General features: G+C 64.8%; 17 protein-coding genes and 1 pseudogene. 5 read left to right on the forward strand and 13 right to left on the reverse strand.

Translation table 11 applies throughout. The annotated features are described in order from the left end of the window. Positions 1 to 62: 62 nt before the first annotated feature. The 7 genes and pseudogenes from RXV90_RS11655 to RXV90_RS11685 form a co-directional block, all read right to left on the reverse strand. On the reverse strand, positions 63 to 1,994 hold the full coding sequence (locus tag RXV90_RS11655) for an elongation factor G (protein WP_316648863.1): 1,932 nt from the start codon (positions 1,992 to 1,994) through the stop codon (positions 63 to 65). Positions 1,995 to 2,927: 933 nt separating this feature from the next. Continuing rightward, positions 2,928 to 3,953, reverse strand: coding sequence for a UDP-glucose 4-epimerase GalE (galE, locus tag RXV90_RS11660; protein WP_316648864.1), 1,026 nt, complete (start codon positions 3,951 to 3,953; stop codon positions 2,928 to 2,930). After that, positions 3,950 to 6,823 carry a glycosyltransferase gene (locus RXV90_RS11665; protein ID WP_316648865.1) on the reverse strand — a complete coding sequence of 958 codons (2,874 nt, stop codon included), beginning with the start codon at positions 6,821 to 6,823 and terminating at the stop codon, positions 3,950 to 3,952. Before RXV90_RS11665 ends, galE begins: the two co-directional genes overlap by 4 nt. Before the next feature lie 471 nt (positions 6,824 to 7,294). Further along, positions 7,295 to 8,539 (reverse strand): polysaccharide pyruvyl transferase family protein, encoded by a 1,245-nt coding sequence (locus RXV90_RS11670; RefSeq protein WP_316648866.1) that lies wholly within the window; start codon positions 8,537 to 8,539, stop codon positions 7,295 to 7,297. Between the two features lie 613 nt (positions 8,540 to 9,152). After that, positions 9,153 to 9,563: pseudogene (locus RXV90_RS11675) on the reverse strand (carboxymuconolactone decarboxylase family protein); the annotation flags it as partial. Positions 9,564 to 9,727: 164 nt separating this feature from the next. Next, the gene (locus tag RXV90_RS11680; RefSeq protein ID WP_316648867.1) at positions 9,728 to 10,090 is read right to left on the reverse strand and encodes a hypothetical protein; all 363 of its coding nucleotides are present in this window, start codon (positions 10,088 to 10,090) and stop codon (positions 9,728 to 9,730) included. Positions 10,091 to 10,222: 132 nt separating this feature from the next. Further along, entirely contained in the window at positions 10,223 to 11,176 is a 954-nt protein-coding gene (locus tag RXV90_RS11685) for an AraC family transcriptional regulator (RefSeq protein ID WP_316648868.1), read from the reverse strand. A gap of 141 nt (positions 11,177 to 11,317) precedes the next feature. Here RXV90_RS11685 and RXV90_RS11690 point away from each other — a divergent pair, with 141 nt between their 5' ends. The 5 genes from RXV90_RS11690 (at position 11,318) to RXV90_RS11715 (ending at position 14,140) form a co-directional block, all read left to right on the forward strand. Beyond that, positions 11,318 to 11,845 (forward strand): DUF4142 domain-containing protein, encoded by a 528-nt coding sequence (locus RXV90_RS11690; RefSeq protein ID WP_316648869.1) that lies wholly within the window; start codon positions 11,318 to 11,320, stop codon positions 11,843 to 11,845. Continuing rightward, positions 11,833 to 12,195 (forward strand): cupredoxin domain-containing protein, encoded by a 363-nt coding sequence (locus RXV90_RS11695; protein ID WP_316648870.1) that lies wholly within the window; start codon positions 11,833 to 11,835, stop codon positions 12,193 to 12,195. The genes RXV90_RS11690 and RXV90_RS11695 overlap by 13 nt, the downstream gene beginning before the upstream one ends. 65 nt (positions 12,196 to 12,260) lie before the next feature. After that, positions 12,261 to 12,968, forward strand: a complete 708-nt coding sequence (locus RXV90_RS11700; RefSeq protein WP_316648871.1) for a glutathione S-transferase family protein — start codon at positions 12,261 to 12,263, stop codon at positions 12,966 to 12,968. Then, positions 12,969 to 13,499 carry a GNAT family N-acetyltransferase gene (locus tag RXV90_RS11705; protein ID WP_316648872.1) on the forward strand — a complete coding sequence of 177 codons (531 nt, stop codon included), beginning with the start codon at positions 12,969 to 12,971 and terminating at the stop codon, positions 13,497 to 13,499. It begins immediately after the preceding gene. Positions 13,500 to 13,948: 449 nt separating this feature from the next. Further along, entirely contained in the window at positions 13,949 to 14,140 is a 192-nt protein-coding gene (locus RXV90_RS11715; protein WP_316648873.1) for a hypothetical protein, read from the forward strand. A gap of 3 nt (positions 14,141 to 14,143) precedes the next feature. On the opposite strand, the gene RXV90_RS11720 is transcribed toward RXV90_RS11715, so the two are convergent. The 6 genes from RXV90_RS11720 to RXV90_RS11745 are packed head-to-tail and all read right to left on the reverse strand — an operon-like array spanning position 14,144 to position 19,692. Beyond that, entirely contained in the window at positions 14,144 to 14,989 is an 846-nt protein-coding gene (locus tag RXV90_RS11720; RefSeq protein WP_316648874.1) for a sugar phosphate isomerase/epimerase family protein, read from the reverse strand. After that, positions 14,989 to 16,137 (reverse strand): dihydrodipicolinate synthase family protein, encoded by a 1,149-nt coding sequence (locus tag RXV90_RS11725; protein WP_316648875.1) that lies wholly within the window; start codon positions 16,135 to 16,137, stop codon positions 14,989 to 14,991. Before RXV90_RS11725 ends, RXV90_RS11720 begins: the two co-directional genes overlap by 1 nt. 12 nt (positions 16,138 to 16,149) lie before the next feature. Beyond that, positions 16,150 to 16,920, reverse strand: coding sequence for a 3-ketoacyl-ACP reductase (locus RXV90_RS11730; RefSeq protein WP_316648876.1), 771 nt, complete (start codon positions 16,918 to 16,920; stop codon positions 16,150 to 16,152). Further along, positions 16,917 to 17,327, reverse strand: coding sequence for a Dabb family protein (locus tag RXV90_RS11735; RefSeq protein WP_316648877.1), 411 nt, complete (start codon positions 17,325 to 17,327; stop codon positions 16,917 to 16,919). The genes RXV90_RS11730 and RXV90_RS11735 overlap by 4 nt, the downstream gene beginning before the upstream one ends. Continuing rightward, positions 17,327 to 18,118: an enoyl-CoA hydratase/isomerase family protein gene (locus tag RXV90_RS11740; protein WP_316648878.1), complete on the reverse strand. Its 792-nt coding sequence runs from the start codon at positions 18,116 to 18,118 to the stop codon at positions 17,327 to 17,329. Before RXV90_RS11740 ends, RXV90_RS11735 begins: the two co-directional genes overlap by 1 nt. Beyond that, on the reverse strand, positions 18,115 to 19,692 hold the full coding sequence (locus tag RXV90_RS11745; RefSeq protein WP_316648880.1) for an acyl CoA:acetate/3-ketoacid CoA transferase: 1,578 nt from the start codon (positions 19,690 to 19,692) through the stop codon (positions 18,115 to 18,117). The genes RXV90_RS11740 and RXV90_RS11745 overlap by 4 nt, the downstream gene beginning before the upstream one ends. Positions 19,693 to 19,829: the final 137 nt, after the last annotated feature.

The raw sequence follows: 19,829 nt of genomic DNA on the forward strand, positions 1-19,829 counted from the left end.
CGGGCACCCGATGTACCCGGACCCCCCGTCACCTAGACCGGCTTTCCTCCCCGTCCAACCGGTCAGGCGGGCACGGCACCGGTGGCGGACATGATCCTGTCCGCTTCGGCGCCACGCACCTCTTCGTAGCGGTCGAACCGCTCCGATATCCACGCCGTGCCCCGGGTCTCGCCCGCAAGCGCCCGGAACAGATCCTGCACCTGCGAGGCCGGCAGAGTGGCCTGGAAGATATCCCAGCCCGCGGCCCCCGGATCGCCCTCGAAGCCCAGAACCTGACCTCCGAGGCTCGATACCGTCGGCACGAGGCCCCCTGCATAGATCGACGGCACATGCACATCCACATGCACGATCGGCTGCAACAGCACCGGCCCCGCCATGGTCAGCGCCTCGCGCACCGCCGCCGATCCCGCAGTGCGGAAGGCGAAATCCGAACTGTCCACCGAATGCGATTTGCCGTCGGTCAGCGTCACCGCCACATCGACCACCGGGAAGCCGTGCGGCCCCTTGGCGCAGGCGTCTTCGGCGCCGTGCTCCACCGCCGGGATATAGTTCCGCGGCACGGCCCCGCCCTTCACGACCTCGTCGAAGGCAAAACCGCTGCCCCGCGGCCCGGGCTTCAGCGTGATCTGCACATCGGCGAACTGCCCCGCCCCGCCCGATTGCTTGCGGTGGCGGTGGTGGTGATCGACGCTCTTGGTGATCGTCTCGCGATACTCGGGCGGCACCGATGCTTCCTCGACCTCAAGCCCGAAATCCGCTTCGAGCTTCTGGGTCACGCGCCGCATATGCTGTGGCCCCTGCACCGAAAGGATCGCCTTGCCGCTCGTCGCATCCTGGCCCAGCGTGATGCCAGGATCGATCTGCGCCAGCTTTTGCAGCGCGGCCGACAGGCGCACCTCGTCGCGCTCATGCACTGGCGTCAGAAGCGCGTGCAGGCCCGGCGGGCGCGCCGCCGCCCAGTGCGGCAGGTCCGCGTCACCATCGGCGGTGTAAAGCCGCCCGACCGACAGGTGATCGGATTTGATCGCCAGCCCGATCTCGCCGGGCTTCAAAGCGGAAACCGGCGATTTCGCATCGATCTGCGTGAGGCTTCCGATCGTGTCGCCGCCCACACGGGCCGCAGGCGCCACCCCGTCGTCCAGGGCGCGCAGAAGCGTCATCTTGCCCAGGTGCTTGCGGATGTCCGAAATCGGCGACACCGCCAGCGCGCCGTCACCGCCAGCCCGCGCACGCGCGACCTCGACGCCCGGCGCCTCATGGCGCAGCGATTTCATCAGCCGCGTGACGCCATTGTTGTGCGACGCGGCGCCCACGAAGGCCGACATCAGATCGGATCCTTCCGCAACCCGAGCGGTCAGGGGGAACACATCCTCCGGGGCCGGACGCTTGTCCTCGATCAGTTGCTCCAGCAGCGTGTCGTCGAAATCCGAAAGCGATTCCAGAAGGTCGGCCCGCGCCTCCTCCTCGCGCCCCTGAAGGTCTTCGGGCAATTCGATCAGATCCGAGGGTTCGCCCTCGCGGTACTTCCAGGCGCGTTCCGAAATCAGGTCGACCGATCCGGTGATGGTATCGCCCTCGCGGATCGGCACCTGCCGCAGAACGATGTGATGGCCCGAATAGGTCTGCAACGCCGCAACGATATCGCGCATGCGGTCGGTGGCCTGATCCATCCGGTTGATGAACAGCCAGCAGGGCACGCCCGATTCCTCGATCAGCCGAAGGTAGGGGGCCGACAAGACGGCGGCATCCTCCGCCGGCGGAACGCATAAGACGACGGCATCCGACGCGGCCAGCGCCGGGCCCGCATGGGCCAAAGCATCCGCGCCACCGGCGATGTCGATCGCGGCCCAGTCATCGCCGAGATAGTCAAACGTGGTCACGCTCACGGCGTCGCCGATCTCGAGGGACGTCGCGCGTCCGTCAAGCGCCGCCAGCGCCGCCGTGAGCGTTGATTTGCCCGAGTGGGCAGGTCCGATAACCGTTAGAACTCTCATCGCTGATAGCCTCCTCGCCTGCGATTTATCCGCTGCGCGAAAGGCCGGATGGGCGCCCTCTCGGGGGGTGCATCCTCCGCCGTATCAGCCTGCCTCGACACCGCCGGGCCGGGCCCCCTCCTCCGGGACGCTCGGTCCGGTTCGGCAAGCTCAGTGTCGGGCCTCGCCGCCCCATCCGTCAAGGGCTGGATATGGGGAGGCGTCAGGGGGCGGGTTTCGCGCCCCATTCACCCGGCCCGGTTCGATCGAAGAAGCCTCCGCATCCGGGCAAGTGGCGGCAGGGGGCGCAGGGTGCCGGCTTCGCGACGCGCTTTCTGGCAACGGGCGATCTGCCGTTGGGCACACAGCCCGTTCACGGGCCCCGGCGATGCGCCTCGCTCATCGCCTCTCTCTTGCCGTGACCGAACGATCCACCCGGTCGCGCGGCCAGTTTCTGAGAGGGCTCCGCCACCCGAAGGTCATCGGGAAGAAACCGCGTGTCCCGCAGTTCGAAGATGCAGGGATCAGACCGGCCGGCGCATGGCCACGGGCGGCATCGAGGAACGTTCCGGAAGTGCCGCGAAGCAAGAGCACAACGGCGATCGCGATCGCGATTGCGAACACCGGGGACGCCCCCGATGTGGCTGGAGGCAGGGCCCAGATGGCATACGGCCGATACCGGGCGGGAACGGCCGGTGTCGCCGTTCGGATACCAACCTGTCCGAGCTTCCTTCCGTTTCGGCCAACCGGGCACCGTCTGACCAACTCCACCGCGCGTCCCCGAAACCCGCGACGGTTCCGGTCGAGGGAACCGGGCAGGGTGACGATCGAAGCGGGCGGCCGCAATGATCACGACACGCAGAACCCGGGCCCCCATGAGGCCCCGTGGCGCGTCGGCGGCGCCGACGACAGGGCCGCGGATCAAAGTTGACGATGGCCTGTTCCGGTCCGGGCTCAGGCCGCCGAAACACCAAGCCCGTCCTGCGCTTCGGCCCGATGAGCCAGCACCTCGCCCCTCTGCCATGACAGCGCGTCCGCAACGATGTCCTCAAGGCGATCGCGTTTGGGTGTCCACTTCAGAATTCTGCGCAAGGACGATGCTTCGGCAATCACGGAGCAGACATCACCGGGCCGACGGCCGGAATACTCCACGGGGAAATCCAGCCCTGAAACGCGCTTCACGGTCTTGATGACATCCAGGACGGAACTGCCAACCCCGTAGCCGCAGTTCAGCACCTGGGAGGGGCCGCCGCCGCGCAGATATCGGACCGCATCGACATGCGCCGACGCGAGATCCGAAACATGGATGTAGTCCCGCACGGCGGTGCCATCTGCGGTCTCGTAATCGGTTCCGAACACGACAAGGCCATCGCTCTGGCCCGTCGCCGCCAGAAGCGCCTTCTTGATGAGGTGCGTTGCATTCGGATTGCGCTGGCCTGTCCGGCCAAGCGGATCGGCCCCGGCAACGTTGAAGTACCGCAAGATGGCGTATCGCATGTCGTGGGCTTGGCCCACATCGCGAAGCATCTGTTCGCTCATCAACTTGGACCAGCCATAGGGTGAAACCGGGGAAACCGGCGATGCCTCGGAAATCGGCTCGGATCCGCAATGGCCGTACACGGCGGCCGTGGACGAAAACACGAAGTGCCTGACTCCGGCCGCCACGGCCACCTCAATGAGGTTGCGGCTCTGGCTGGTATTGTTCCCATAGTATTTCAAAGGGTCGGCGACCGATTCGGGCACGATGATCGACCCCGCGAAATGGGCAACCGTATCAACCGAATGACGCGAAATGATTTCTGCCATCCGGTCCCGGTGTCCGACATCCGCGATGAAGAAATCGGTCTTTGCCGGAATGGCTTCCCTCGTACCCGTGGACAGGTTGTCGACCACCACGACGTCATCGTGCCCGGCGTCAAGAAGCGCATGCACGAACTGGCTTCCGATATAACCTGCGCCGCCCGTCACCAGAATGCTCATGCGACTTTCGCCTGCGTGCCTGCGGGAAAGGAAGCGGTCGGCGCGTGGCCGCGCGACAGGTCGAGAAAACTGTCGTAACCGAAGTGGCGGCAAATTTCCCAAGGTTGGGTCGGCTGATAGATGTCCGATAGCAATCTGGCCGCGACCCTGAAATCCTCAAAGCCTGCGCGGCCTTCGCTGTGCCCGTGGCGCCTGAAATGCTCCATGGCATCCGGAAGGATCTTCCTGTTCTCGATGGCGTCATCCACCTCGGGATTGGCCTTTCGGTAGATCCGCTCGCTGTCCCTGTATCGCTTCAGAAGCTCTGCAACCGTCATCGGAAGGGCCATCTGCTTGTCAAAGGCGCACAGCGCTGCCCGGGCGATGATCTTGCCGGCGGCATCTTGCGTGATCGGCCGCTCGAGATAGGCGGCACAAAGCCGGTCGAACGCCGTCGCCGAAGCCCCGGCGACGGCTTCTCCCGTGGTGCCGAACCACTCCACCGCAGCCTCTGTGACATAGGGCAGCGTGTCGAGCTTGTGTTCGACGAGGTCCACAGCATCATCCGGGCGGCCCATCAGGGCAAGGGTCAGGACAGACCCCGTGACATCGTCGGCAGCCGCCACGGCATGGGCTTGAAACGGCCTGTGCGTGCGGCCCTCCGGTGGGGCATGCCATCGCGCATCATCCGTTCCGTCAGGGGAAGGGAGTTTCGTCCAGGTATGCCGGACAAGCCCCGCATCGGTTCGGTCCGCATATTGCGCCAGAAGTTCGAAGACCGCCGCGGGATCGGCGCCGGCCTTCGCAAGGCCGTCGCTGATGTCGGCATGTTCGTTGATCTTCGCCTCCCATCTGCGGCGGTTCGCCTGCTCCTCGACGGCCCTGGAGCCCGCCGCGACGTTCAGGACGTCGCGTATCGAGCGATCGTTCGGAGAAATCTCGATAGCATTGACAATGCGTCGGTAGTTCTTGCTCGCCGACGTTTGCGATATCATGCTCGGGCGATCGACTTCGTAGAGGTACAGGGGCTCGGGACAGATCTCGATCCTGCCTCCGCTCTGGGCCACCCTGAGCATGAACTCGAAGTCTTCGAAGCCGACATCCTTGAGTTCCGTATAGCCGCCCACCCGGTCGAAGGCATCGCGACGGATCAGGGCCGTTGCCGCGCCGAACCAGTTCTGCGACGTGCCAAGCGAGACCGGGCCGCCGAGCGGAAACATCGAAACTTTCTGATTGAATTTCTCGAGCATCTCGACGCCTTCACGGCGCCGGTGCGCCTCCATGAAGAGGTTGGGGCAGTTGATCACTTCGGCGCCCGTAAGCTGGGCCGCGCGTACCAGGGTCGAAACAAGATGGCCGAAGGCCAGATCATCGTCGTCGAGGTAAAGAAGGAAGTCGCCACTGCTGACGCGGGCGACCGTATTTCTCGCTGCGCCCAGATAAGCATTCTTCTGGCGGACGACACGGCCACCGGTCCTTTTCAAAACACTCTCGACCGTATCGAGCGTTTCGGCGGCTTCCGCGCTCGTCGAGCCGTCATCCACCACGACGATCTCCATGTTCTCGTAGTCCTGGCGAAGGGCGCTCCACACGGCATCCAGGAGCTTTCGGGGCCGTTCGTAATGCGTGATGCCGAACGTGACGCGCGGCAGATCCCGCTGCACGGAGGTCCTGATCCGGGGTGCAGGGTGCTTTCGTGCGTGAAATGCCAGCCAATCCTGCTCGAACGTTTCAGGGGCGCGCGCGAATTGTGTCGGTTCCAGCGGAGATGTGAGCTGACGCGCGAGCGTCTCGGCGATGCCCTCCGGGGACGGGTCGAAAAGATGCGTCTCATGCTGTGCCGGATCCACGATTTCCGGTGCGCCTCCGCGGTTTGAGGACAGAACCGGTTTGCCGAGGGCCATGGCCTCCATCACGGTGTAAGGCAGGTTCTCTTCGGGGCTCGGGATAACGACGAGGGCGCCCCGCCGCCCGGACAGATAGCGCATCGCCTCCAGGCGGTTGAAATTCGGGATCACGCGAAGCTCCGCCGAAACCCCCTTCATTATGTCGGTTACAACGAGGCCGGAGTGCCGCCCCGCGATCTCGCTGAACCCCCCGAGAAGCGTCACACGGATCCCGATCAGGATGCCACGCTCGTCGAGGAGGCGAATTGCCTTGAGAAAGCTCAACAGTCCCTTGCGCTCTTCATGTCGGCCAAACATGACGATTTCCGAGGCCGCCACCGCTATCGCGTTCTCCTCGGCCAGGAGCCGGCCACGATGCACCGATCCCGTGATCACGTTGGGCAAGACATGGCGCCTTTCGGCAGGCGGCATCGCGAAATCGTTTTCGACCATCCAATCAAGGAGATAGCGGCTCGGGGAAACCAGGTGATCCGCCCATTCGATCGAACAGCGTTCCATGTGATCGATGCGAAGGTGATCGGGATGCGAAAAAAGCGAGTTGTTGGCGTCGATCGTCCAGCGCGTCGGCCCGTGGGTCTGAACAACGATCGTGGACGCCGCAAAGACCAGACCGCATCGCTTTGCTTCCAGCGTCGCAAATCCCAGACCCTTGTAGTCGTGAAAATGGATCACGTCATGCGTTATTCCAAGATCGCGAATTGTCCGATAAACGGTGTATGTCTTCTTTGAATAATCATTTCCGCAATGAACGTATTTCTCGAAATCCGGTGTCAGAATGCGAATGCCCTGTTCGGCAAGGTGTGGTGCCTTTTCTTGCGCCTTTGCAATTGATTCGAAATGCGCGGGCGTAAACAGAATATCCACGGAATGGCCGAAGCGCGCCAAGGCCAGCGCCAGTTCGAGAAACGCGGCACCGATCCCGCCGGACGGAGGGATGGTGCTAAGCTCTTCCGTTACAAGGAGAATGCGTTTGGCCTTACTCATTTCGAATCCATTCGATTTTCTTCAGGTTGTGGGGGGCTTCAAACCAGCGCAGGCAGCTGAAGGAGCGCGGCGTGATGGTTGGCTCAATAACTTCAACGCGCCTGTCTTTCCGAGGCGGATGATCATTCAAAGGCCCCTGAAATTGCTGGTACGGGAAAACGCGAACCTTTCGCTGGAAAACATTCATAGATACTTCGGAAGGGCACGGAATTCGCTTCCCACTACGCGGCAATCGAACCTTTCCATTTCTGTCATTGGCCGAATTAGATGTGCGTGCTTAATATCGAGTAAAAGGCCGAAGAATTTTGAAAGATGCGAAGAAGATCGCATCGAAATTCTGCATGGCACTACTTGAAACGGCGTGCGAAATTCGCCCGAATGGCCTATCGGCCGATGCCTGCCGGTAAGGCAATCAGGGGCGCAAAGCCGGATTTCGGAAAGATTGCAGGTTCAGGGCGAAGATGGCGCGCATCATACGGCAATACCAATCTCCACCGCATCGCGCACATCCGCGGACCGCAGCGGTTTGAGCCGTGTGTCCGACTCCTTTCTGAATTTCTCCGGATCTACTTTCGAAAGAACTGCATCATGCACGAGTTTTCGTCTCAGGTTTCTTGAATACGGCTGCCTTTCGCCGTCATTTGGAAGCACTGCCCAGTAATCATCGAACAGATTGTGCGGCACGTTGTTCTTCTCGAGGAAACCGGCATATTCGATCAGGCGGCTTGGATAGGTTCCGTGGAACATGCCGAAATCCGAACGATCGACATAGTGCTGCATGGGCAGGTCCGGGTCGAAATCCGCGAAATCCATGTAGGGCAGCGAGAAATGATCTGCCATTTCTCTTGTGCGGGTATCGAAGACAAGAAGCAGGCTGGGCCTCCCGGCAAGCATCGCAACGACATTTCCGTGAAAGCGCGCCCCAAGAACGAAGTCGAGGCCCCTGTTATGCTCAATCCATTCCGGGAGATTGAAGAATATCCTGCCATGGTGACGGAAGTATTCCGCGGCTTTTTGCGCAAGGAATGAATCCCCCATATAATACAGGAAATCCGGAGTGTCTTGCGGGCCTTCTTCGAGGTATCTGATTTCCGTCTGGCAGATATACGTTGCCGAGTGTTTCATTCCGTATTGAATCAGGGATCTGACCGCATCACGGTATTTGCCGGCAGGGGTGCAATGTATGCCGAACCTTCCGGATGCGCTTTGGTCACCCTTGAACGGCGGCCACCCCTTCGGCCCGGGCCAATAGATCGAGGGGCATCCCACGATGTCCAGGTTGTGAATGCCCATGTCCTCCAGAACGGAGGCCGTATAGATCCCGCGCACTCCGATCGACGCCGACCGCTCCCGCAGGATCGAGATGAAGCGTTTGGTGCCTTCGCTGAGATTCGGGCGCTCGCCAAAATCGTAGGCCTGTGCTCCGCATCCGACCATGGTGATGTTCGCGACCCGCCGCGCTTCGAGGATATCGACGAATGGGCCAAGATCCGTGGCGTCGCTGATGAAGTTCGACATGGACAGTACCAGGTGGTCCAGGTCCTGGGGAATGTCTTCGAGGCGCCGGATCTCCTGCACTTCGGGTCGAAGCTGTTTCGCCAATGCCGTCTCGAACAGCATGTTGCCCGTGTTTCCGACTGTGGCTGCCAGCTTGTCTGAGATGGAGGCATGCGGGGGCGGCGTCGTCGCCACCGTTCTCAGAAACGCATGCACCATCAGCGAACTCCAGGTAAGTTGTCGGATTGCCTCGCTCTTGGATCCCACATCATGATTACCACCAGGTAAACTCGACCCGGCGAGCCGGGCGCCGGGTCCACAGAGGGTTCGCTGCCGGCAGATCGGCGGCCGGGCCGACGGGCGATGTCGCGCCCCAAGGGGTCATCAAGCGGCGCACGGGCGCAGTACGTTCTCGGATCTGCGCGGGTCTTTTCGGGTGATCGACGACCGGGCCATCGCCTATGCCGACTTGCGCGGCATCGACAATACATCCCGGCCGGCAACCTGGACGTCAACAACCGCGTGTCGCTGATCCTGATGGATTATCCCAACGCACGACGCCTGAAGATCCGGGGGCGGGCGGTCGCGTACGAAAGCGATGCGATCGACGTCGGGCGCACCGGGCCCAGCGCGGAACGGGTCGTCATCATCCATGTCGAGGCACTTGACTGGAACTGCCCCTGGCACATCCCGCGCCGCTACACGGCCGATCCGCGTCCCGGACAGGACGGCCCGCAGGATCAAAGCATTGGTGTGGCAAAAGGGGGCGCCGTCCAGAACGCAACCAGCCCCGCGAAGGGGCCCGGCGGCAGAGGCCGCCGGGCCATGGGGGTTACGCCGCGCGGGCGCGGCGCGCGGGAAAGTCGATGTCCGTTTCCGCAACGTTGTTGAGGTAGTTCGTGAAGATGTTCGCCACCACGTTCGCGACGGTTTCCACGATGTCTGCCTCGGACAGTCCGGCGGCGCGCGCGTCTGCAAGGGCGCCGTCGCCGATCATGCCGCGTCGCTCGACGATGGCGCGCGCAAGCGCCAGAATCGCATGGGCACGCGGATCGTCCGATCGGCCTGCCAGGTGATCGTCGATCGTCTCCGGCAAGACCTTCAGCCCGGAAGAAATTGCGGCATGGGCCGAGGCGCAGTAGTCGCAGCCGTTCATCCCCGCGACGGCCAGCGCGATCGCCTCCCGGGTGCGGGCATCGAAGCTGCCCGTGGCAAGCGTTTCGTTAAGTCCGAGAAGCCCGGCAAGGGTGGCCGGCTGGTTGCCCGCAACCCGCTAGAGGTTGGGCACCATGCCGATCTTATTGCGGATGGCCGCAAAGAGCGTGGCGGTTTCGGGTGTCGCGTCGCGATCCGCGACCTGGGTCAGGCGTGACATGGGTGTATCCTTTCGTTTTTTTTTGGGGGGGATCAGGCCGAAGCGATTTCGCCGTCGGGTTTGGAGAGGCCGATCACCGCCACGACAGCGGCTCCGTTGACGAGGTAGAAGGCAGCATCGAGCCCGGTGAAGCCAAGCGCGACGGGCAGGATGAGGAACAGAAGGCCGACCGCGAGGTCGACCGCCAGGTGCAGCCGGTAGGGAAGCACCCGGAAGAGGCCCATCTGGTGATCGGTGAAGACCGTCAGCACGACGGCGGCGACGCCGACGACGGGCGATATCGCCAGGGCAAGCGGATGGGAGGAGCCCAGGCCAAGAAGAAACGGCAGGACGAGAAGCGCCAGCGCGACGGGGTAGTCGAGCCAGGCGTGAATGGTCTTGGTGACAAAGCGCATGAGAGGTATCCATTGTCAGGGTTTCAGGATCTGCGCGTCAGCGCATGAGCCGAGATAACCCCACACTTTGGTACGATGAACTCCAGATCATCCGGAAAACATGTCTGATCGCCCGAAGTAGCGGACGAATATTCAAGCCACCTTACCTTGGGCGTGCGCTGCCCGGAACGCCGCGGGCGACACTCCGATTTCCTTCTTGAAGACCCGGCTGAAGGCCGATTCAGAGGCGTAACCCGATATCTCGGCGGTTTCGGCGACCGACAGGCCGCGCATCGCCAGCGCCTCCCGCGCGATCTGCATCCGCCACGAGGTCACGTAGGCCATCGGCGTGAGTCCGATCCGGGCCGTGAACCGCTCGGCAAAGCTCGTCCGCGACAGCCCAGCCTCGCGGGCCAGCCTCTCGACGGTCCAGTCCGATGCGGGCGCCCGGTGGAAAACGGTCAGCGCCCGGGCGATGTTCGGGTCTGCGAAGCCGGCCAGGTTTCCGCCCGCCGCAGCAGATTGCTCGATATGGGCGCGGATCGCCTGCGCGAAGATCGCCTCCGACATCTTCAGCGCGATCAGGTCGCCGCCCAGCCGCGCGCCACCGGCCTCGGCGCCGATCACGCGCAGCGTCGCCTCGAGCCAGGGGCCCAGGTCGTCGCCATAGCCCCTGAGGTGGATCAGGGGCGGCAGCCGGTCCAGCAGGATGTGCCGCGAGCCCTCGGCCAGCGCGAAATGACCGCAGATCAGTTGCGTGTCCTGCGGCGCATCCTCGCCGCCCCACACCAGCGTGCCATGCCCGGGAAAGCCGGACCGCGCGAGGATGTCGTCAAGCGGCAGGGCCTCGTCGGGGCCCGTGTGCCGGCAGAGCAGCACATGCGCGCGCCCGTGCGGCACGATCACAAGATCGCCCTGCTTCAGCGCGATCGCCTGCTCGGCCCCGTCAACCCGGATCTGCGCCTCGCCGCGATGCACGTAATGGAAGCGCGTCACATTCCGGAACGGCGGCACGCGCACACCCCAGGGCTCGGTAAAGCTCGTGCGGAAGTAAAGCGTCCCTTCAAGGGACAGGCGCGTGAGGATGTCGCTCAGAAGGTCCAGCATGGGTCGAGGATTACGCGAAACACAGTGCGTCCGTCCAGCCATCCGGACGATCTGACAGGAATACCGGACTTCCCGGCATTCATGGACCGGCGAGCTTGTGGCAATCGAATTGCCATTGAAACCCAAGACAGGAGAAATCCGATGAAGACCCCCACCCTTGCCCTTGCCGCTGCGATGGCCGCGCTCGGCATGGCCGCCGATGCCGGTCAGCCGATGAACGACCTCCAGATCGCCCACACCGCCTATACCGCCGGCGGCCTCGACATCCGCTATGCGCATCTGGCGCTGGCGATTTCCGAAAACGACGCGGTGCGCGACTTTGCGCAAACCATGATCCGCGATCATTCCGCCGTGAACGACGCCGCAGGCCGGCTGATCGCCGAACTGAACGTGACGCCCGAGGACAACGACCTCAGCCGCGCGCTGGTCGACGGCGCGGCGGCGAAACGGGCCGAACTGATGGCGCTGACCGGAAACGCCTTCGACTGCGCCTACGCGGCGAACGAACTGGGCTATCACCAGATCGTCAACCAGACGGTGGCGGAGACGTTCATCCCGGCGGTCACGGTCGCACCGCTCAAGGCGTTGCTCGAGGACGCGCTGGTCACCTTCCGCGCCCACGAAGCGCATGCCGAGCGCATGGTCGGCGGCCTCGAATGCGCCGGCTGACGCCACAACTCTCCCGGCGTCGCTTCGGTCAGGGCCTGGGCGCAAGCCTGGCCCTGCCCCCCCTGCCGCGCGCGGCCCGCGCCCATGACGATCCGCATGTCGTGATCGTGCGCATGTCGCGCTTCGCCTTCGTCCCTGCAACCGTCGAGATCCGGCCCGGTGACGAAGTCATCTGGGTCAACGACGATCTCGTGCCGCACACCGCGACGGCCCGTGAGGGCGACTGGGAAACCGATACGCTGGAGGCGGGAGCCTCCGGGCGGATCGCCTTCGCGGATCGCGGCACCTTCGCCTATGTCTGCGCCTTTCATCCGCACATGACCGGAACCGTCGCGGTCCGGTCCGGGTGAACGGCCCGCCGGTCACCGATATCCCCCCGCGGGCGACCGGCCCAGATCCTGAATGGAGATCAACCTTGCCCGTCCCGATCACGCCTATCAGCCACGCGCTGTGCCCCTACGTCCGGCGCGTCGCCATCGCGCTTCTGGAAAAGGGGGTCGCCTTCGACAGGCGCACCGTCGCCCTCTCCCATAAACCGGGCTGGTTTTTGGCGATCTCGCCGCTTGGCCGCACGCCGGTGCTGCAGGCCGGCGACGATGTGCTCCTCGAGTCCGCGGCCATCCTCGAATACCTCGAGGAAACCCTGCCGAACCCGCTTCACCCGCAAGACCATGCCGAACGCGCCCGCCACCGTGCCTGGATCGGCTTTGGATCGAACTGCCTCGGAGACATCGCCGGATTCCATTCTGCAGGCGACGCCCAGACCCTCGACACCCGGGCCGCCACGATCCACGCGCGGTTCCGCGTGCTCGAGGCGCATCTCGGCGCCGGCCCCTGGTTCGCCGGCACCCGGTTCGGCTTCGTCGACACGGTCCTCGCCCCGGCATTCCGGTACTTCGACACCTTCGACGCGATCGGCGATTTCGGGGCTTTCGACGGCCTCACCCGCGTGCCCGCGTGGCGCGCCAACCTCGCCCGCCGGGCCTCCGTGCAGATGGCGGTCGAGGCCGATTACGCCAACCGGCTGGAGCGGTTCATCGAACGCAGGGGCAGCGCGCTCGCCCATCGCCTCATGGCGCGCCGCCTCCGGTCGGCACTTCCCGATATCGCAGGGGCCGTCTAGATGTATGGCGACCCCCGCACCCCCAACCCGCCCGACCGCGCGTCCACGATCATGCCCCGAACCGATATCGCCTTCGTCCGCCTCCCCACGATCCCCCTGGAAACGCTCGTGGCGCACATGAACGACCCGCGCACCGGCGTGCACATGCCACTCCTGACCTCCGCCTGGACCACGGATTACGCCGCTGCCTTCGTGGCGGCGAAGGAGGCATGCTGGCACCGCGACGGCCTTGGCCACTGGGCGATCCTGGAAGGTGGCCGCTACATCGGCTGGGGCGGGTTCCAGAAGGAAGGCGACGAGTGGGATTTCGGCCTCGTGCTGATTCCCGACGCCTTCGGCCTCGGCGCAAGGATCACGCGGCAGGCCCTGGCCGTCGCGCGTGCCGACCCGCGGATACCGTACATAACCTTTCTGCTTCCCCCGTCCCGGAAGCATCTCGGCGCGCTTGGGCGCATGGGCGCGGAACGCATCGGCGCAATCGAGTACGATGGGGCCGAGTTCGGAAAGTACCGGCTGGACACGGGCCCATAGGCGGCTCTGAACCGCTTGCCGGCACCGGCGGCAAGGCCCGCCACCATCCTTGCGGGAATGCCCTTGCGGCGCCATCGCTTCCGACGGTTTCGGCCTGTCTTGTGCGGGCCGTCCGCCACCGGTGCGCCAAGCCGCCCGACCGGCAATCCAGCAGGCCGGCCCCAGCTCGGTCATCCGATCCGCACATGCGTCCCTCGCGAAAGGCTTTCGCCGAGAAACCGCATTCGGAATCCCGCCATCAGCCCCGAAAACCCGCCGTCCGATGTAATCGAACCCAACGCGAGTGCGCTGCCCGCCTATCGGCATCCTCCTGCAACAGGCGGTCGGGAAATCCGCATTCCCGAACCCGGACCGGCAGAACAACCTGATTTCCGAAGAAAATCTCCACGGTTCTGCCCGAATCTGCCAGTATGACGGGGTAGACGTAACGGTAAATCTGGCGGATCGGCATGACCGGAAACCTGAAAGACGACCTTGCGACGCTCTTCACCGGGCCCAACAGCGAGGGGATCTTCATCATCGGCGCGGCCGTGGGGCTGCTGATCGTCTACCGCATCCTCTTCGGCTCGAACGGCCGCGACGGCGGCGGCGGCGGGTGCGGCGGAAGCAGCTGCGGCGGGGGCTGCTGCGGCGGGGAATGACGTTCAGCAGACGGTTCTGAACCGCTCCACCATCACATCCAGAACCTCGTTCGGATCGCGCTGCCACCAGTCGCGCGACGAGAAGATTTCAACCTCGCAGGGCCCGGCATAGCCCGCGGCCTCCACCGCGCGGCGGATCGCCTTCAGATCGGCCACCCCGTCGCCCATCATCCCCCGGTCGAGAAGCATGTCCCGCGTGTCCTCCCGCCAGTCGCAGAGGTGATAGCCGAGGATGCGGTTTCCGGCCTCCCTCAGGCTTTCGGCAAGGCCCGTGTCCCACCACACGTGATAGACATCGACGGCCACGCCCACATTCGGCGCGCCCGCCCTCTCGCAAACGCTAAGCGCGTCGCGCACGGTCATCAGGCAGGTGCGGTTGCCCCCGAACATCGGATTGAGCGGCTCAAGCGCCAGCGCCACATCCCGCTCCGCCGCATAGGCCGCAAGCTTGGCCACGCGCCCGGCCAGGATCTTCTGGCTCTCCTCCACTCCCTTCGTGCCGGGCTCCGTCCCACCGGTCACGATCGTCAGCACCCGCGTCCCCAGCCCGGCGGCCATATCGACCGACGCCCGCGCCTCATCAAGCGTTCCCGGCGCCCCCGGCCCCACCAGATAGGGCGTGCGGCAGAGCCCCACGACCTCCATCCCCGCCGCGCGCACGCGTTCGCCGATCTCGACGGCCCGGGCCCCGATCTCGCGCCGCCAGAAGACGATTCCGCCAAGGCCCCGTTCGGCGCAGGCATCGATCACCCGCTCCACCGGCCAGCCCGCGCCATAACCATCGAGGTTGTGCCCCAGCGTCGCCGTGTTGAGCGCGAGCGGCGAGATATCGCGCGAAAAATCCCGCATCACACCCCGTAGACGGCCATCATCCGGCCCATCCGTTCAACCGCAAGATCGGGATCCCGCAGAAGCCCGTTCTGATCCGCCAGCCGGAACACTTCGGTGAAATAGGGCAGCGGCCGCATCGCCTGGTGCCCGTTCAGCATGATGAAGTGATCCTGGAACCCGTTCAGCCAGGCCAGGAACACGACGCCAGTCTTGTAATACTGCGTGGGCGCCCGAAAGATCAGCCGCGCCAGCGGCACCGTCGGATCAAGCAGCCTGCGGAACCCCGCCGCATCCCCCTGCCCCAGAAGCGTCACCGCATGGGCCGCGGCCGGGGCCAGCGGATCGAAGATGCCCAGAAGCGCGTGGGAATGTCCCTCGGCATCGCCCTCGATCAATTCGGGATAGTTGAAATCGTCGCCCGTATACATCTTCACGCCATCGGGCAGACGGCGGCGCATGATGATCTCTTTCTCCTTGTCGAGAAGCGAGATCTTGATGCCGTCGACCTTCGCGGCACTCTCGCCGATCACCTGAAGCGCGGTTTCGAGCGCCTCATCAAAGCTTTCCGCTCCCCAGTATCCGGCAAGCGCGGGGTCGAACATCTCGCCCAACCAGTGCAGCACCACGGGTTCGTCCGCCGCCGCCAGAACCTCCCTGTAGGTAGACAGGTAATCGTTGGGCGATGTGGCAACCCGCGCCAATGCCCGGCTGGCCATCAGGATGATCCGGCCACCAACCTTCTGGATCGCGTCGAGCTGTTCGAAATAGGCGCGCCGCACGTCGTCGAGGCCGCGCGCCTCCGCCGGATCGAGCTGATCCGTCCCGCAACCGTTGAAGACAAGCGCGTCGGGAAGCTCCGCCTTCGTGCGCGTGATCAATTCCAGCGCCCCGGGCCAGTCGAGGCCCATCCCGCGCTGCGCGGTATCCATCGCCTCGGCAATCCCAAGCCCCAGCCCGTCGAGGTAGCGGCGGAACGCCATCGTCTTGTCCCAGTCCACGACGGCGGGGCCCGAGGGATCGCCTGCGGTGAAGGGATCGGCCACCACATGGGCGGCGGAAAAGACGACGCGCGCAGGTTCGGCGCCCATCGGCGTGACCGGCAGAGGCGTGCCGGTCAGGTGATAGTCCGTCAGGCGGCCGGTTTCGTCGGGAAGAGCGATCTTCATCAGAGGTATCCTTCAGAAGCGCGGCACAAGCATCCCGGCATCCGCCGCGATCACCTGACCGGTGGTATAGGGAAGCCGGCCTGTGGCAAGCGAGGCGATGATCGTGCCGATCTCTTCGGGCTGCCCGACCCGGGGGATGAGCGTCAGGCCCTCCTTCGCGCGGGCTTCGTATTGCGCGATGACAGGCGCCGTCATCTCTGTCGCGATGAGGCCCGGGCGCACGTCGTAGACGGCGATGTTTTCGGGGCCCAGCCTCACCGCCCAGGCTTGCCCGGCCATCGCGGCGGCGGCCTTCGAGGCACAGTATTCCGAACGCGGCACGGCCACCGCGGTGGCGTTCGAGGAGGTGACGTTGACGATCGAATGGAAGAGGCCTGGGTCGAGGTCGCGGGCCAGAAGCCGCTTCGCGAAGGCCTGGGTCAGGAAGAAGGCAGCCTTGGCGTTGACCGCAAGGCAACGATCCCAGCTTGCCTCGCTGACATCCAGCGGATCGCCGCGCTGCATGACGCCCACGCCGGCGTTGTTGACGAGGGTGGTGAGGGGGCCGAGCGCCTCTTCGATCCGCCCCAGGGCCGCGTCATGGGAGGCAAGATCGGTGACATCGAGCACGACCGGAAGCGCACGGGCACCCGCGGCTTCGATCCGGGCCACTGCGCCTTTTAGTTCGGCGTCATCGGCGGGCCCGTTCACCGCAACGGCGAAGCCCTCGCGCGCCAGCGCGTCCGCGGCGGCAAGCCCGATCCCCCGGCTTGATCCGGTGACGAAGGCGACAGGGCCGGTCATGGCATGTCTCCCGGCGAGATATGGGGGCGTTGCCCCCGCCGCCCTGCGGGCGGCTCCCCCAGGATATTTTCGGCCACATGAAGGGGCTGGGGCATGTCAGACCTCGAAATCCATGACGAAGACACCATCGGGCCCGCCCTCGAGCGTGGCCACGATCCGGGCACCGATCGCCTGGTGCGTGGGGTCGGCGAGATAGGTGCGCGCACGCCCGTATCGCGGAAATCGAACCAGAAGAGATCGCGAAAGCCGCGCACCAGCGGATCCTCGACCGAGACATTGGCGCGCACCTGGAAGTCGAGGATGCCGTCGATATGGCCCGAGAGCCCGGCGAGATCCTGCATCAGCGCGGTCTTGGTTTCTCCGGTCGTGCCGGGGGCATAGCGCAGCGCGACGAGGTGGCGGATCATCAGGGTTTATCCTTGTCTTTCAGGAAGTTCGGCGTACGGCGCTCACGGAAGGCGGCAAGGCCCTCTGCAAGGTCCGGCGAGTGGGCGGCAAGCGCGCCGGCGAGCGATTCCGCGATACGCTCGCGCTCCTCGCCTTCGGCGTGGTTGATCATCATCTTGGCGAGTTCCGTGGCGCGGGGACTGCGTGTGAGGAGTGTTGCGGCGAGCTCCTCCGCCGCCGCCATCGCCTGCCCCTTGGGCACGACGCGGTCGACAAGCCCGAGGCCAAGAGCCTCGTCCGCCGTGAACACCTCTCCGGCAAGCACCATGCGGCGCACCACCTGTGCCCCGAAGCGGCGGACCGCCCGCTGCGTGCCGGACCAGCCGGGGATGATGCCGAGCCCGGTTTCGGGCTGCCCGGCCTTGATCTGTTCCTCCGCCACGCGGATATCGGCGCAGGCGGCAAGCTCAAGCCCGCCGCCCAGCGCGTGACCGTCGAGCACCGCGATCACCGGCTGGCGCAGGCGGGCGAGCGCATCGAAGGCGGCGTGGCCGTCGCGAAGCCAGTGGCGGCCGAAACTGTCGGGGGTTTCGGAGGCCCAGGCCTCGATATCGCCGCCGGCGCAGAAGGCCTTGCCTTCGCCCGACAGGATCACCACGCGGATGTCGTCATCCGCCTCGATCTCTGCACAGCGGGCGGCGAGGCGGGCGACCATGGCACGGTCGAGCGCGTTGAGTTTCGCGGGCCGGTTGAGGCGCAGATGGGCGATCGCGCCATTGCGGGTGAGATCTATGTCGGCGGCGGTGCTCATAGGGTGAGGCCCATGGGTTCGGGGCGGAACAGGGCCGCGTCCATTTCCTTCAGGCTGTCGGCGACCTTGAGCGGCGTGGCGGCCTGGGCGAGGATATCACGCTCCAGATCGAGGCCCGGGGCGATTTCCGTCACCGTGAGCCCCTGGGGCAGCAGTTTGACCACGCAGCGTTCCGTCACATAGGAGATATCGCGCCCTTCGGCGGCGGCCTTGCGGCCCGAGAAGCTGACCTGATCGACCTTTTCGACGAACTTGGCGATCTTGCCCTCGCGGTCGATGACGAGCCGCCCGCCTTCCACCCGCATTTTGGCGCCGGCGTTGAAATTACCTGAAAACACTATCTTTTTTGCCCGTGTCGTGATGTCGACAAAGCCCCCGGCCCCCGCCGTGCGGTGGGGGGTGGCGGCGAGGCGGGAGACGTTGACGGAGCCTTCCCTGTCGATTTCGAGGAAGGACAGAAGCGAGGCGTCGAAGCCGCCGGCCTGGAAGTAGGCGAACTGGTGCGGCGAGGTGACAAAGGCCTCGGCATTGGCGGCGCAGCCGAACTTGAAATCGAGCAGCGGGATGCCGCCCACGGCGCCTTGTTCGATCACCCAGGTGACATCGCCGTGGCGGCCTTCCTCGAGCAGGATGCGGGGGACGTTGGCGGAGACGCCGAAACCGATGTTGACGGCCCAGCCTTCCTTCAGCTCCTGCGCGACGCGACGGGCGATGATCTTGTTCGGCCCGAATTCCATCGCGTGGAAGCTGTCGAGGGGGCGGATCAGCTCGCCCGAGATCGCGGGATCGTAAGGCGTTCCAGTGGTTTGCAGCATATCGGGGGCTTCGACGACGATGTCGACAAGGATGCCGGGGACGTGGACGTCATGGGGGCGGATGGTACCGTTTTTCGCGACGCGGCGGACCTGGGCGATGACGATGCCGCCGCGGTTGTGGGCGGCGAGGGCCATTTCCATCGCGCCGAGATAGGCGCCTTCGGATTCGAAGGAGAGGTTGCCGCGCTGATCGCCCGTGGTGGCGCGGATGATCGCGATATCGGGGGCGACGGCGGGGAAATAGAGCCAGTCGTCGCCGTCGAATTTCTCTTTCCGGACAATGGGTTCAGCCCGCGCCGCATCGTTCATCGCGCAGCCGTCCTGATCGGGATCGACGAAGGTATCCATGCCCACCTTGGTGAGGACGCCGGGCCGGAAGGCGGCGGCTTCGCGGAGCATGTCGAACACGATGCCGGAGGGCACGTTATAGGCTTTGACCTCGTTCGCGGTGATGCGCTGCCAGATCAGCGGAGGCTCTGCCTTGGACGGGCCGGAGGGGTAGCTGCCGCCTATTATCTTATTGATACAACCGGGTTTTGCGATGTGATCGACGCCCTTGGTGCCGAAGAAATCGCCGGCGGCGATGGGGTGGATCATGGTCAGATCGCGGGGGTGGCCTTCGGTGTCGAACCGCTGTCCGAGCGCGGCGAGGATGGCGTCGGGGCAGCAGAGGCCGGAGGAGGAGTTCACAGCGACGGTTGCGCCATCGGAGATGAGCGCCACGGCTTCGGCGGCGGTGCGCTGTTTGGATCTGGTCACGCCCGGTTTTCCTTCGCGCAAGTAACTGAACAGTTAACACACTATGCACGCTTAGAATGCCCGGATCAAGCGCGATATTCCAAGGAAAAACGGGGGTTTCGGGGATTTATGAACCGCTTAAGTAACCATTAGGTTAC

This window comes from Ovoidimarina sediminis (assembly GCF_032586175.1).
In the GTDB taxonomy this organism is placed as follows: Bacteria; Pseudomonadota; Alphaproteobacteria; order Rhodobacterales; family Rhodobacteraceae; genus Ovoidimarina; species Ovoidimarina sediminis.